Origin of the sequence: Brevundimonas vesicularis (genome assembly GCF_032067225.1) — a bacterium.
GTDB lineage: Bacteria > Pseudomonadota > Alphaproteobacteria > Caulobacterales > Caulobacteraceae > Brevundimonas > Brevundimonas vesicularis_F.
Map to the genome: position 1 here is coordinate 1 of NZ_DAMBJX010000067.1, position 13,871 is coordinate 13,871.

Sequence of the window (13,871 nt, forward strand, 5' to 3'; positions counted from 1 at the left end):
CTCTGCGTCACCTCGAACCAGTCGTAGCCTTGTTCGGTAGTCAGGTCGGCGGCGCGCGCCAGCGCCCAATCGGCGACACGGCCCGCAGCGCCGACGCCGTTGTAGGTGACACGGTAGCGGTTGGATTCGATCCGCTGCTCGGAATACCCCTGCCCGTTCGGACCCATCTGGGCGCCATAGGGCACCAGGCTGGCGCAGGCGGTCAGGGCCAGGGCGGAAAGACCGGTCAAGGCGAGGGCGAGACGCTTCATCAGAGGTATCCTTTCAACGACATAGCGCCAAAACGCGCACGTCGTTCCCTGAGGCGCCCGCGCCCTAAAGACCCAGCGCCGTTCTCAGCTTCGCGAAATCCTCTGGCGGCGGCGCTTCGACCGTCGTCGTCCCGCCCTCGGGATGCGGAAAGCTCAGTTTGGCGGCGTGCAGCATCAGACGCGGCGCAGGTCCAACGGGCGTGGTCAGAGCGCCGCCGTAGCGCACGTCGCCGATCAACGGCCGACCGATATGGGCCATATGCACACGCAGCTGATGCATCCGCCCGGTCAGCGGCTCCAGCTCGACCGCAGCCCCTTCCGGTCCCGCGGCCAAGGTCCGATAGCGGCTCTGCGACCCTTGCGCGCCCGGCGCGTCAAAGGCGACGACCCGCATATAGCTCTCGCGCCCGATTTCTTCGCGACGCAACGGCGCGTCGATGGTCGCCGCCTTGGGCTCAGGCGCCGCCGACAGCAGGGCCAGATACTGCTTCCTGAACCGCCGCATTTGCAACGCCTTACCCAGAAAACTCGCCGCCGGCTTAGTTTTGGCCGCCAGGATCACGCCCGAGGTGTCGCGATCCAGCCGATGCACCAGCTCCGGCCGCTTGCCGTTCGACCGCGCGAACGCCCAAAGCAGATCGTCCAGCGTATGCGCCTTGATCCGCCCGCCCTGGCTGGACAGGCCCGGAGGCTTGGAAAAGGCGATGACGTGCGCATCCTCGTGGATCACCCAAGACCGGACGGCGGCGATGTCATCGGCTGAAAGATCGACAGGAGTACGGGTCACGGCGCGTCCATACGCGACGGCGCGCCCTGCGTCAGCCCATCAGCGCAGCACGCCGCGTTTGCGCATATTGAACGCATAACCAAACAGCAGAATCGCAATCAGCAGTATGAAGATCGGCATCCAGCTCATGGCCGCCAGTTCGGGCGGCGCCGGCGGCGGAGGATCGATCAGCTTGCCATAGATCAGGCTGATCAACGCGCCCAACAGCGACAGACCAAAGGCCGGAACCGCCCAACGCCGGCGCAAAAGCAGCATCACCGAACCGATCACCGCACCCCATACTCCCAGAGTCCACGGCACATACATCCAGCCGGGCATGGCCTCATAGTAGGCGATCATGGCGTCGTCGAAACCCGCCGCCCGCATATAGGCCTCGCCCCGCGTCGTGGTCTGGATGAAGTCGAACGCACCGAACCCATTCCACAACAAAGACAACACGCCCACCAGCCACAGATGCCAGGGCGTTCTCACCGTCTCGATCATCGTCCCCTCCCAAGGATGTCAGGCCGGAACGCTAACCCCCTTATCAACTGGCGACAATGAACAGCGTTCAGTCAGTCGCCGGACTCGTCCGCCGCCAGCCGTGCTCGCATCTCGGCCCAACGCTCCAGCCGCGCCTTGACCTTCTCCTCGTGCCCCTCGCCCTTGGGCTTGTAGAAGGTGCGACGGTCCATCTCGTCGGGGAAGAAATTCGCGCCCGAGAAGCCTTCGGGCGTATCGGGATCGTACTGGTAGCCCTTGCTGTAGCCCAGCGACTTCATCAGCTTGGTCGGGGCGTTGCGGATATGGGCGGGGGGCATCAACGAACCCGTCTCATAGGCCGCCTTCTTGGCCGCCTTGAAAGCCTCATAGACCCCGACCGACTTGGGCGCAGTGGCTAGGTGGACCACCGCCTGAGCCAAGGCCAACTCGCCCTCGGGACTGCCCAGGAAGTCGTAAGTGTCCTTGGCGGCATTGGCGACCAGGATCGACAGCGGATCGGCCTCGCCGATGTCCTCAACCGCCATCCGCACGATCCGCCGCGCCAGATAAAGCGGATCCTCCCCCCCGTTCAGCATGCGCGCCAGCCAATAGAGCGCCGCGTCGGGGTCGGATCCCCGAACCGATTTATGCAGGGCCGATATGAGGTTGTAGTGTTCTTCTCGGCTCTTGTCGTAGGCGGGCGCTCGGCGTTGCAGCACGCCCGCCAGCCCCTGCACGTCCAGCTTTTCGCCTTCAGGCAGGTCGAACAGCACCTCCGACATGGTCAGCATATACCGCCCGTCGCCATCGGCCAGGGCCAGCATCGCCTGCCGGGCCTCTGGCGTTAGCGGCAGGGTCCGGTCCATGTGCGCCTCGGCCCGGCTCAGCAGCTGATCCAATGCAGCGTCGTCCAACCGCTTCAGCACATAGACCTGACTGCGCGACAGCAAGGCGCCGTTCAACTCGAAGCTGGGGTTCTCCGTCGTGGCCCCGACCAGGGTCACCACGCCTGCCTCGACGAACGGCAAAAAGCCGTCCTGCTGGGCGCGGTTGAAGCGGTGGATCTCATCGACGAACAGCAGCGTGCTCTGTCCCGCCGCACGCCGCATCCGCGCCGCCTCGAACGCTTTCTTCAGGTCGGCGACGCCCGAAAACACCGCGCTGATCGCCTGATATTCGTATCCCGCCGCCTGCGCCAGCAGCCGCGCAATCGTGGTCTTGCCCGTCCCCGGCGGTCCCCACAGGATCATAGATCCCAATCGCCCGGCCTCGATCATACGCCGGATCGGCCCGCCTGGTCCCAGCAGATGATCCTGCCCCACCACCTCGTCCAGCGTGCGCGGACGCAGGCGGTCGGCCAGAGGGGCGTCGGGTGGCAGAATGCCGGAGGCTTCGAACAGGTCGCTCATGGGTGCGACCTATGTAGGCGTTCGCCAAAGGCTTTTCACGCGTTAGTATGGCGAACCGCCACGGAGACCGCACCATGACCGACGCCAATCCGAACCAGGGTCCGACTTCTGGCGTGACACCGCATCTGACAATCCCGTCGCGCGGGGCCTCTGCGGCGATCGATTTCTATATCATCGCCTTCGGGGCCGAGGTGTTGGACCGCCGTCTCGCCGACGACGGCGAGCGACTGATGCACGCCCACCTGAGGATCAACGGCGCCAGCGTCATGTTGAATGACGAGTTTCCGGAATACGGCGGCTCGCAGGATGTCCGCCCTGCCGGCGTGACCTTACATCTTCAGGTCGCCGATCCCGACGCCTGGTGGACGCGCGCCATGACCGTCGGCGGCGCGGAACCTGTGCTGGACATGGCCGATCAGTTCTGGGGCGACCGCTACGGCGTCCTGCGCGACCCCTTCCGCCACACCTGGTCGATCGGCGGGCCGACGAAGGCCTGACGACCTATCTCAGCACGCCGCGAATCTGACGGCCGCCACGGTTGACGACGACCTCCCACGGGCCGCGACCGGAACTGGCGGCCTCGACATCGCGGGCCGAGCCGATGGCGCGGCCATTGATGCTGACGATCAGATCGTTCTGACGGAATCCCGCACGCGCCGCATAGCCGCGCCCGGACACGCCGGTCACGATGACGCCCGTCGCGAACGGATCGCCGCCCAGGCGGTCTGCCAGAGCAGGGCTGAGCGCGACGACCTCGGCGCCGGCGAAGGGGCCGGACTGGATCGTCACCCCTTGCTTCGGATCGGCGTCGCCCGGCAGGGTCTGAACCCGCGCCGTCACGGTTTGCGCCCGACCGTCGCGCAGGATGGACACCTGCACTTGATCGTTCGGATTGCGCGAGCCGACGCGGTAGTTCAGCCCGTTCTGGTCGTTGATCTCCTGACCATCGACGGCGGTGATGACGTCGCCCTGACGAATGCCGGCGCGCGCGGCCGGACCGTTTGCGTAGACGTCGGTGACGACCAGCCCCTGCGGTCGGCTCAGGCCCAGGCTGCCGGCGATGTCGCCGGTGACCGTATCGCCCTTCACGCCCAGCCACGGCCGAACCACAGCCGTCGCGCCGCCCAGCGCGCTGTCGACGACCCGCTTGACCATAGCCGCCGGCACGGCGAACCCGACGCCGGCCGAGGAGCCCGAGCGCGAGAAGATGGCGGTGTTGATGCCGATCAGGTCGCCGTCCATGTCCACCAGCGCCCCGCCCGAATTGCCGGGATTGATGGCCGCATCAGTCTGGATGAAGGACCCACTGTCGGAAATGCCGGTCTCGGTCCGGTTCAGGGCCGAGATGATGCCGTTCGTCACCGTCTGGCCCACGCCGAACGGATTGCCGATGGCCAGGACCAGATCGCCGACCTGTTGCTCTTCCTGATCGTCGATGGCCAGCACCGGCAGGCGGTCGCTGACGTTTTCCAGCCTCAGCACGGCGATATCGCTGCGCTCGTCGGCCAGGATGACGGTGGCCGGAAACTCGCGCCGGTCATTCAGCACAACCTTGATCTGCTGAGCGCCGTCAATGACGTGGTTGTTAGTCACCACAATCCCATCCGAACGGACGATGACGCCGGACCCCACGGATTCCGCCACCCGCGCCTGGGGGATACCGCCGCCAAAGAACTGGAAGAAGGGATCGGCCTGCACCCGTTGCACGCTGCGCGCCGAGATATTGACCACGGCCGGCGCAGCCGATCGCACCACCGGCGCGAAGCTGGACTTCATCCCCGCCGCATCGGCCGGGGCGGTGCGTGTCGGCTGGGCGAACTCGCCCTCCTGCGCCTTCGAATTCGAGGGATTGCCGCACGCCGACAGGGCGAAGGCGGCGGCGAGCACGATCGATCGGGTCTTCATGGGCATCCGAGACTGGGGCATCCGAGACTGGCAAGCGTAGAATGACGCCATTCCGCACCCGGTTTCGGGCCGGATCAAGGCGTGTGACTGTCATCAACGGACAAGCTTTACAGCCGTTCCGTCCGGCCGCCTGCCCGCCATATTTGCCCTTCTCGCGCAGGATCGCTACATCCGGCCAAACCTCCCAATCCGACGAAACCCGAAGGGCGCACCGCACCTCATGGCGCAGCAATATATTTTCCAGATGCAGGGTCTGACCAAGACCTTCCCCGGCGGCCGCAAGATCTTCGAGAACATCTGGCTCAGCTTCTACAACGACGCCAAGATCGGTGTCGTCGGCGTCAACGGCTCGGGTAAGTCCACCCTGCTGAAGATCATGGCCGGCCTGGACAACGAGTTCAACGGCGAGGCCCGCGCCGCCGACGGCATCAAGCGCGGCTATCTGGAGCAGGAGCCCCAGCTCGATCCGGCCCTGAATGTGCGCCAGAACGTCGAGGCTTGGTGCGAAGAGAAGCAGTGGGTCAACCGCTTCAACGAAGTCGCCGCTGAACTTGGCGAAAACTACACTGACGAACTGATGGAGGAGATGACCTCCCTTCAGGAGAAGATCGACGCTGGCGACGTCTGGGACATCGACAGCCGCATCGACCAGGCCATGGGCGCCCTGCGCTGCCCGCCCGACGACTGGGAAGTCACCAACCTGTCCGGCGGTGAAAAGCGCCGCGTGGCCTTGGCCCGCCTGCTGCTGTCCAAGCCCGACATGCTGCTGCTCGACGAACCGACCAACCACCTGGACGCCGAATCCGTCGCCTGGCTGCAGCACCACCTGGAAAATTTCCCCGGCTGCGTCATCCTTGTGACCCACGACCGCTACTTCCTGGACCTCGTCACGAAGTGGACGCTGGAGCTGGATCGCGGCAAGGGCCACCCGCACGAGGGCAACTATTCCTCGTGGCTGGAAGCCAAGACAAAGCGCGTCGTGCAGGAGCAATCGGAATCCGAAGCCCGCCAGCGCGCCCTCACCCGCGAACTGGAATGGGTCCGTTCGGGCGCCAAGGCCCGTCAGGCCAAGTCCAAGGCCCGTCTGGCCGCCTATGAGCGGATGGTCGAGGAACAGGAATCGATGCGCGGCGCCCAGACGCACGCTCACATCCAGATCCCGCCTGGCCCGCGCCTCGGCAACGTCGTTCTGGAAGTCGAGGGTCTGCAAAAGACCTATGGCGACAAGACGCTGTTCGACAACCTGACCTTCAAACTGCCACCCAACGGCATCGTCGGCGTCATCGGCCCGAACGGCGCCGGCAAGTCGACCATGTTCAAGCTGATCACCGGCCAGGAACAGCCCGACGGCGGCACGATCAAGGTCGGCGAGACCGTCAAACTGGCCTATGTCGACCAATCGCGCGACGACCTGAAGCCCGACGAGACCATCTGGCAGGCCATCTCGGGCGGCACCGACGTGATGATGGTCGGCAAGCGCGAGATCAACACCCGCGCCTATGTCGGCAGCTTCAACTTCAAGGGCGGCGACCAGCAGAAGAAGGTTGGCCAACTGTCCGGCGGTGAGCGCAACCGCGTCCACCTGGCCAAGACCCTGGCCTCGGGCGGCAATCTGATCCTGCTCGACGAACCGACCAACGACCTGGACATCGAAACCCTTCAGAACCTCGAGGAGGCTCTGGAAGAGTTCGCCGGCTGCGCGGTGGTCATCTCCCACGACCGCTGGTTCCTTGACCGTCTGGCCACCCACATCCTCGCCTTCGAGGGCGACGGCCATGTGGAATGGTTCGAGGGCAACTTCGAAGCCTACGAACAGGACAAGATGCGTCGCCTGGGCGCCGACAGCATCATCCCCAAGCGCATCCAGCACCAGAAGTTCGGCCGCTGATCGCCTGATCTGACAAGAGGAGCCGCTGCATGACCCAACGCCCCGCCGTTCTCATCATGCAGCGGCATCTCGCGCCGCTCTCGGGATTTCTGGAGAGCGCCTACGACGTCTATCGCTTCTGGGAAGGTCCGCCGATCGAGGCCGCCCACGACATCCGCGTCATGGTTGTCGCCGGCGAGGCGCCGCTGGACAAGGCGCTGATCGAACGTCTGCCCAATCTCGACCTGATCGCCTGTTTCACCTCCGGCTATGACGGGATCGACATCGACTGGTGCCGCCAGCGCGGTCTGCCCGTCACCCACGCCCCCGGCGTCAATCACGAGGACGTCGCTGATCACGCCCTGGGCCTGATCCTGGCCGCGCGCCGTCAGATCGCCTCGGGCGACCGTCAGGTCCGCGAAGGCGGCTGGACCTTCGAGACGCGCACCATCACGACGTCGCTCGCCGGCCAGAAGCTGGGCATCGTCGGCTTGGGCCACATCGGAAAAGCCGTCGCCGACCGCGCCGAGGCCTTCCGAATGGCGGTCAGTTGGTGGGGGCCGCGGCCGCACGACGCCGAATGGCCACGCGCCGACAGCCTGCTGGCGCTCGCCAAGGCCAGCGACATCCTCGTCGTCGCCTGCAAGGCGGACGAGACCAATCGCGGTCTGATCTCTCCGGACATCATCGAGGCGCTTGGTCCCGACGGCCTGCTGGTCAACGTCTCGCGCGGTCAGGTCGTGGACGAGGACGGCCTGATCGCCGCCTTGAAGTCAGGGACATTGGGTCAGGCGGCCCTGGATGTCTTCATCGAAGAGCCGACAGACCCAGCCCGCTGGGCCGACGTGCCCAATGTCATTCTGACGCCCCACACCGCCGGGGCCACGACTGCCGGGGTGCAGGGCATGCTGATGCTGCTGATCGAAAATCTGCAGGCGCATTTCGCGGGCGAGCCGCTGAAGACGCCCGTCGTCTGACTTCAGCGGGGACGCTGCGGCCGCTCGTCCGCCGTCACCACGCCGTCGCCGTTCTTGTCCATCGCCTTGAAGGCGGCGGCGAGGCCCACGTCGAACTCTTCGCGAGTAATGCGCCCGTCCGCATCGGCGTCGAAGCGCGCCAGCATACGACCGCCGCGTGCATTGGCCAGTTCGCTGGCGTCGACCACGCCGTCTTCATTGGCGTCTAGGCGGTTGAACATCTGGGTCATGCGCGCCTGCATCTGGGCCAGGTTTTCGCGCTCCGGCGGCCGCATCTGTCCGCCCATAGGCCGCCCTAACATTTCAGGTCCAGACATTTGAGGCATGTGGGTCTCGGGAAAGTCGCTCTGGGCCAACGCTGGACCGGCGGCGGCGACAGCAAGAGCGGCGATGAACAGGCTACGCATAAGATCACTCCAAGACGGGTCTGTGGGCTTTAACGCACGCACGAACCATTCCCGTCGACGCGGTTCCAAGAAACCGATTTCACTTGCCAAATCATATAAGGATATCTTTATATGAGCATATGAGTTTGTCCGCCGATCAGACTGTCGAAGCCCTCCGCGCCGCTGGCGAACCCACCCGTTTGCGCGTTCTGTCGCTGCTGGCGGGCGAAGAGCTGTCGGTCATGGAAATGTCCCGCATCCTGGACCAGAGCCAACCTCGAGTGTCGCGCCATCTGAAGCTGATGACCGACGCCGGGCTGATCGAACGCTTTCCCGACGGCGCCCGCGTCTACTACCGCCTGTCGCATGACGCTCAGGCGCGCCGGCTGATCGACACGGTTCTGGACATCTTGGCCGAGGACGCCGGCGAGGCCGATCATCGGCGTCTGGACGAGGTCCGCAAGGACCGCGAGGAAGCCGCCGCCAGCTATTTCGAACAGGTCGCGCCCCAGTGGGACCGCCTGCGTTCCCTCTATGTCAGCGAAAGCGCTGTCGAGGCTGCGCTGGAAAAGGCTGTGGGGCCCGGCCCCTTCGAACGCGTCGTCGATCTCGGCACGGGTTCTGGCCGGATGCTGACCCTGTTCGGCAAGAAGGCCAAGATGTCGGTCGGGCTGGACCTCAGCCAGAACATGCTGAACATCGCCCGCACCAACGTCACCAAGGCGGGCGTGGAGCAGGTCGAACTGCGCCACGGCGACATCTTCGCCACCCGCCTGCCCGCCGCCAGCGCCGATCTGGTGATCGTGCATCAGGTGTTGCACTACCTGTCCGATCCGTCCGCCGCCGTCGCCGAGGCCGCGCGTCTGGTCAGTCCGGGCGGCCGCCTGGTCATCATCGACTTCGCCCCGCACGACTTCGAACATATGCGTGAGGCGCATCAGCATCGCCGCCTGGGCTTCGCCGACAGCGAGATCAACGGCTGGCTGGTTGACGGCGCCCTGACGCCATCGGCCCCCATCGCCCTTCCCCACGACGCCGAGGGCCTGACCGTGACCATCTGGACGGCGGAACGCCGCGTCCAGGACAGAAAGACCGCCTGATGGCCTCCTCCGCCTCCCTCAATCTGGCCGACGCTCGCGCCCTGCTGCTGTCGCCGCTTGGCCCCGTAGCCCGCGCCGGATCGAACCGCGACGCCGTGCGCGTCTCGTTCGAATTCTTTCCGCCCAAGACCGATGAGGCCGAGGCCAATCTTTGGAAGGCGATCCGGCGTCTGGAGCCGCTGAACCCCGCGTTCGTGTCCGTCACCTACGGCGCCGGCGGTTCGACCCGCGAGCGGACCCACCGCACAGTCCAGCGCATCATCAAGGAAACTTCGCTCCGCCCCGCCGCCCACCTGACCTGCGTCGAGGCCAGCCGTGACGAGGTCGACGAGGTCATCGAAGGCTACAAGGCGATCGGAGTCGATCACATCGTGGCTCTGCGCGGCGATCCGCCCGGCGGGGCTGGCATTGGCGGCGTCTATCAGCCGCGCGCCGACGGCTATGCCAACGCCACCGAACTGACCGCCGCCATCAACCGCATCGGCGGATTTGATGTCACGGTCGGCGCCTATCCCGAACGCCATCCCGAAAGTCCCTCCATCGATCACGACATCGAGGTGCTGAAGGCCAAGGTCGACGCCGGTGCGACCCGCGCCATCAGCCAGTTCTTCTTCGACATCGACGCCTTCCTGCGGTTCCGCGACCGGGTGCGGGCGGCGGGCGTGACCATTCCGCTGATCCCCGGCGTCATGCCGGTGTCCAACTTTGCCGGCCTGACGCGGATGTGCGGCGCCTGCGGGACCAGCATCCCCGACTGGCTGAAGGCGCATTTCGAAGGCCTGGACGACGATCCCGAAACCCGCAAACTGCTGGCCGCCTCGGTCGCCGCCGAGACGTGCGCACGTCTGCAGGAAGAGGGCTTCTCGGACTTCCACTTCTACACCCTGAACAGAGCCGACCTGGTCTACGCGATCTGTCGCGTTCTGGGCGTGCGCGAGACGGCGGTGGCCCAATGACCCGCGCGGAACGCATCGCCGCCCTGCATCAGGCGGCCAAGGAACGCATCCTGGTCCTCGATGGCAGTTGGGGCGTCATGATCCAGCGTCGCGGGCTGGACGAGGCCGACTTCCGCGCCGACCGCTTCGTCGCGGCCAACGGCTATGACGAGAAACACCAGATGAAGGGGAACAACGACATCCTCTGCATCACGCGTCCCGATGTCATCGCCGACCTGCATGACCAGTATTTCGGCGCCGGCGCCGACATCAGCGAGACCAACACCTTCTCCGGCACCACGATCGCCCAGGAAGACTACGCCCTGGACGCCCAGGCGGTGTGGGATATCAATCTGGAAGGCGCCAAACTGGCCCGCGCCTCGGCCGATCGCTGGACGGAAAAAGAGCCGCACAAGCCGCGCTTCGCCGCCGGCTCGATCGGTCCGCTGAACAAGATGCTGTCGATGTCGTCCGACGTGAACGACCCCGGCGCCCGCAGCGTGACCTTCGACCAGGTCTATGAGGCCTATCGCCATCAGGTGAAGGCCCTGAACGAGGGCGGGGTCGATCTCTATCTGATCGAGACCATCACCGACACGCTGAACTGCAAGGCCGCGATCAAGGCGATCAAGGACCTGGAAGACGAGGGCATGGACGCCCTGCCCATCTGGATTTCGGGCACCATCACCGACCGCTCGGGCCGCACCCTGTCGGGCCAGACCGCCGAGGCTTTCTGGAACAGCGTGCGCCACGCCAAACCCTTCGCCGTCGGCTTCAACTGCGCCCTGGGCGCCGACCTGATGCGACCCTTCATCGCCGAACTGAGCCGCGTCGCCGACACCCTGGTCGCGGCCTATCCCAACGCCGGCCTGCCCAACGCCATGGGCCAGTACGACGAGGAGCCGCACGAAACCGCCCACTTCATCGAGGAATGGGCCGCCTCCGGCCTGGTCAACATCGTCGGCGGCTGCTGCGGCACAACGCCGGACCACATCCGCCACGTCGCCGAAGAGGTCGCGCCGCTGAAGCCGCGCGCCATCCCGGAACGGCCGGTGGCCTTGCGGCTATCCGGCCTCGAACCGTTCGAGTTGGTGGCGTGACAGACCGAGAACATTGGCCCCCGCCTCACCTCGAAGCATTCTCGGCAGTCCTGCCAGAGCTCAACCGGGAAAGTGATCGCGGTATGGTGCTGGTGGCATGCAGCTTTATAGACGGCCAACTAGCCGCCGCCCTTCGCGCAAAGCTGCTTGATGTGCCAGCCGTCGAAAAACTCTTGGAAGGATTCAATGCTCCTCTTGGGACTTTTTCCGCTCGAATAGCGATTGCCAGAGCCGTAGGTGTAATCTCGGCAGTTGAGCACGCCGAATGTGAACGCCTGCGCAAGGTTCGTAACGAGTTTGCTCACCGCGTCCATTGCTCGTTCGACGATGAAAAGATTGAAGCGATCTGCCGCGAGCTAGCATTTTCAGCGAAGCCGTACGTCAAAGCAGACGGCGAAGCTGTCCACGTCTCGTCGCGGGGAGCCCTTTCAACCGCCGCAACAGCCCTCATGCTTAGACTAGCTAACCGCGCGCACTACGCCTCAAAGCACCGCATTGCTGACCGAGAGTGGGAATACTAATCGCATGCGACCCACCTTCATCAACGTCGGCGAACGGACCAACGTCACCGGCTCGGCCAAATTCCGCAAGCTGGTGGTCGAGGGCGACTATTCGGCGGCGCTGGACGTCGCCCGCCAGCAGGTCGAAGCCGGCGCCCAGATCATCGACGTCAATATGGATGAAGGGCTGCTGGACGGCGTCGTCGCCATGCGGACCTTCCTGAATCTGATCGCGGCCGAGCCCGACATCGCCCGCGTGCCGGTGATGATCGACAGCTCCAAATGGGAAGTGATCGAGGCGGGCCTGAAGTGCGTCCAGGGCAAGCCCATCGTCAACTCGATCAGCATGAAGGAGGGCGAACAGGCCTTCCGCGACCATGCGATCAAATGCCTGCGCTACGGCGCCGCCGTCGTGGTCATGGCTTTCGACGAGGTCGGTCAGGCCGACACCGCCGCCCGCAAGATCGAAATCTGCACCCGCGCCTACAACATCCTGGTCAACGAGGTCGGCTTCCCGCCCGAGGATATCATCTTCGACCCCAACATCTTCGCCGTGGCGACGGGGATTGAGGAGCACGACAACTACGCCGTCGACTTCATCGAGGCGACGCGAGAGATCAAACGCACCCTCCCCTACGCCCGCATCTCGGGCGGCGTGTCGAACGTCTCGTTCAGCTTCCGCGGCAACGAGCCGGTGCGCCGCGCGATCCACAGCGTCTTCCTGTACCACGCCATCAACGCCGGCATGGACATGGGGATCGTCAACGCCGGCGACCTGCCGGTCTATGATGACATCGACGCCGAATTGCGCGAGGCGGTCGAGGATGTGATCCTGAACCGGCCGCAGCGGACCAATGTCTCGAACACCGAGCGGCTGGTCGACATGGCGCCCCGCTACAAGGGCGAGAAGGGTCAGGCCCGCGTCGTCGATCTTAAATGGCGCGAACAGCCGGTCGGCAAGCGGATCGAACACGCCCTGGTTAACGGCATCACGGAGTTTATCGAGGTCGACACCGAAGAGGCGCGCCTGGCGTCCGAGCGCCCGCTGCACGTGATCGAAGGCCCGCTGATGGACGGGATGAACGTGGTCGGCGACCTGTTCGGCTCGGGCAAGATGTTCCTGCCGCAGGTGGTGAAGTCCGCCCGTGTGATGAAACAGGCCGTCGCCTGGCTGGAACCCTTCATGGAGGCCGAAAAGGCCGGCAAGCCGCGCGAGCAGGCGGGCCGCATCCTGATGGCCACCGTCAAGGGCGACGTCCACGACATCGGCAAGAATATCGTCGGCGTCGTGCTGCAATGTAACAACTACGAGGTCATAGATCTCGGCGTCATGGTCCCGGCCGACCGCATCCTAGACGAGGCCAAGGCTCACAATGTTGATATCATCGGTCTATCCGGTCTGATCACCCCGTCGCTGGACGAAATGGTCTTTGTCGGCGCCGAGATGGAGCGGCGCGGCTTCGAGATCCCTCTGCTGATCGGGGGCGCCACCACCAGCCGCACGCATACGGCGGTCAAGATCGAGCCCGCCTATCGCCGGGGCTCGACCACGTATGTCGTCGACGCGTCGCGCGCCGTCAGCGTCGTCTCGGGCCTGCTGTCCAAAACAGAGCGCGCGAAGAACGAGGCCGCCACCCGCGCCGAATACATTCGCATCCGCGAGCAATATGCCCGCGGCCAGGAGGTGAAGGCCCGCGCCACCCTGGCTCAGGCGCGCGAGAACCGCTTCCGCATCGACCCCGCCCAGCCCATGCCCGGCAAGCCAGCCTTCTTCGGTGTGAAGGCGTTTGACGCCTGGGACCTGCAGGATCTGGCCGACCACATCGACTGGACGCCCTTCTTCGCCAGCTGGGAGCTGATCGGCCGCTATCCGCTGATCCTGGACGACGAGATCGTCGGCGAGGCCGCGCGCGACCTGTTCGCCGACGCGCAGGTCATGCTGAAGCGGATCATCGACGAGAAGTGGTTCACGGCCAAAGGCGTCGTCGGCTTCTGGCCTGCGCGCGCCGACGGCGACGATGTCATCGTCTTCGCCGACGAAGGCCGCGACGCCGAGATCGCCCGCTTCCATACCCTGCGCCAACAGATCAAGAAGTCGAACGGCAAACCGAACCTGGCTCTGTCCGACTTCATCGCGGATGAGGGCGACGACTATATCGGCGCCTTCGCCGTCACCGCCGGTCACGGCGAGC

14 protein-coding genes are annotated in these 13,871 nt (G+C 65.2%); 8 read left to right on the forward strand and 6 right to left on the reverse strand.

Annotation, left to right across the window (positions count from 1 at the left end; all coding sequences use genetic code 11):
* From RT123_RS13680 to RT123_RS13695, 4 genes are all read right to left on the reverse strand, one after another.
* Nucleotides 1–251 (reverse strand): CC0125/CC1285 family lipoprotein (locus RT123_RS13680; RefSeq protein ID WP_409514917.1); only part of this gene is annotated, 251 nt, incomplete at its 3' end.
* A 64-nt stretch (nucleotides 252–315) separates the two neighbouring features.
* Nucleotides 316–1,038: an RluA family pseudouridine synthase gene (locus RT123_RS13685; RefSeq protein ID WP_313009684.1), complete on the reverse strand. Its 723-nt coding sequence runs from the start codon at nucleotides 1,036–1,038 to the stop codon at nucleotides 316–318.
* 39 nt (nucleotides 1,039–1,077) lie between these two features.
* The gene (locus RT123_RS13690) at nucleotides 1,078–1,521 is read right to left on the reverse strand and encodes a hypothetical protein (protein ID WP_313009685.1); all 444 of its coding nucleotides are present in this window, start codon (nucleotides 1,519–1,521) and stop codon (nucleotides 1,078–1,080) included.
* 71 nt (nucleotides 1,522–1,592) lie between these two features.
* The gene (locus RT123_RS13695) at nucleotides 1,593–2,909 is read right to left on the reverse strand and encodes a replication-associated recombination protein A (RefSeq protein WP_313009687.1); all 1,317 of its coding nucleotides are present in this window, start codon (nucleotides 2,907–2,909) and stop codon (nucleotides 1,593–1,595) included.
* A gap of 74 nt (nucleotides 2,910–2,983) precedes the next feature.
* Between RT123_RS13695 and RT123_RS13700 the strand changes: the two genes are divergently transcribed.
* Nucleotides 2,984–3,406, forward strand: a complete 423-nt coding sequence (locus RT123_RS13700; protein WP_313009689.1) for a VOC family protein — start codon at nucleotides 2,984–2,986, stop codon at nucleotides 3,404–3,406.
* 4 nt (nucleotides 3,407–3,410) lie between these two features.
* Here RT123_RS13700 and RT123_RS13705 read toward each other — a convergent pair whose 3' ends face one another.
* Complete coding sequence (locus RT123_RS13705; RefSeq protein ID WP_295226505.1) at nucleotides 3,411–4,814, reverse strand: Do family serine endopeptidase; 1,404 nt, start codon at nucleotides 4,812–4,814, stop codon at nucleotides 3,411–3,413.
* A 220-nt stretch (nucleotides 4,815–5,034) separates the two neighbouring features.
* On the opposite strand from RT123_RS13705, the gene ettA reads away from it, so the two are divergent.
* Both ettA and RT123_RS13715 read left to right on the forward strand, forming a co-directional pair.
* Nucleotides 5,035–6,702, forward strand: coding sequence for an energy-dependent translational throttle protein EttA (gene ettA, locus RT123_RS13710; RefSeq protein WP_055755177.1), 1,668 nt, complete (start codon nucleotides 5,035–5,037; stop codon nucleotides 6,700–6,702).
* Between the two features lie 29 nt (nucleotides 6,703–6,731).
* Nucleotides 6,732–7,658 carry a 2-hydroxyacid dehydrogenase gene (locus tag RT123_RS13715; protein WP_313009693.1) on the forward strand — a complete coding sequence of 309 codons (927 nt, stop codon included), beginning with the start codon at nucleotides 6,732–6,734 and terminating at the stop codon, nucleotides 7,656–7,658.
* A 2-nt stretch (nucleotides 7,659–7,660) separates the two neighbouring features.
* Here the strand turns inward: RT123_RS13715 and RT123_RS13720 are convergent, their stop codons facing one another.
* Nucleotides 7,661–8,065, reverse strand: a complete 405-nt coding sequence (locus tag RT123_RS13720; RefSeq protein ID WP_313009695.1) for an EF-hand domain-containing protein — start codon at nucleotides 8,063–8,065, stop codon at nucleotides 7,661–7,663.
* 119 nt (nucleotides 8,066–8,184) lie between these two features.
* Here RT123_RS13720 and RT123_RS13725 point away from each other — a divergent pair, with 119 nt between their 5' ends.
* The 5 genes from RT123_RS13725 to RT123_RS13745 form a co-directional block, all read left to right on the forward strand.
* On the forward strand, nucleotides 8,185–9,144 hold the full coding sequence (locus RT123_RS13725; RefSeq protein ID WP_313009697.1) for a metalloregulator ArsR/SmtB family transcription factor: 960 nt from the start codon (nucleotides 8,185–8,187) through the stop codon (nucleotides 9,142–9,144).
* The gene (metF, locus tag RT123_RS13730; RefSeq protein WP_313009699.1) at nucleotides 9,144–10,100 is read left to right on the forward strand and encodes a methylenetetrahydrofolate reductase [NAD(P)H]; all 957 of its coding nucleotides are present in this window, start codon (nucleotides 9,144–9,146) and stop codon (nucleotides 10,098–10,100) included. The genes RT123_RS13725 and metF overlap by 1 nt, the downstream gene beginning before the upstream one ends.
* The gene (locus RT123_RS13735; RefSeq protein ID WP_313009700.1) at nucleotides 10,097–11,179 is read left to right on the forward strand and encodes a homocysteine S-methyltransferase family protein; all 1,083 of its coding nucleotides are present in this window, start codon (nucleotides 10,097–10,099) and stop codon (nucleotides 11,177–11,179) included. The genes metF and RT123_RS13735 overlap by 4 nt, the downstream gene beginning before the upstream one ends.
* A gap of 83 nt (nucleotides 11,180–11,262) precedes the next feature.
* A complete protein-coding gene (locus tag RT123_RS13740; protein ID WP_146756706.1) occupies nucleotides 11,263–11,700 on the forward strand; it encodes a transcriptional regulator in 438 nt (145 codons plus the stop codon).
* 4 nt (nucleotides 11,701–11,704) lie between these two features.
* A partial coding sequence (locus RT123_RS13745; protein WP_313009701.1) for a dihydropteroate synthase occupies nucleotides 11,705–13,871 on the forward strand: 2,167 nt, incomplete at its 3' end.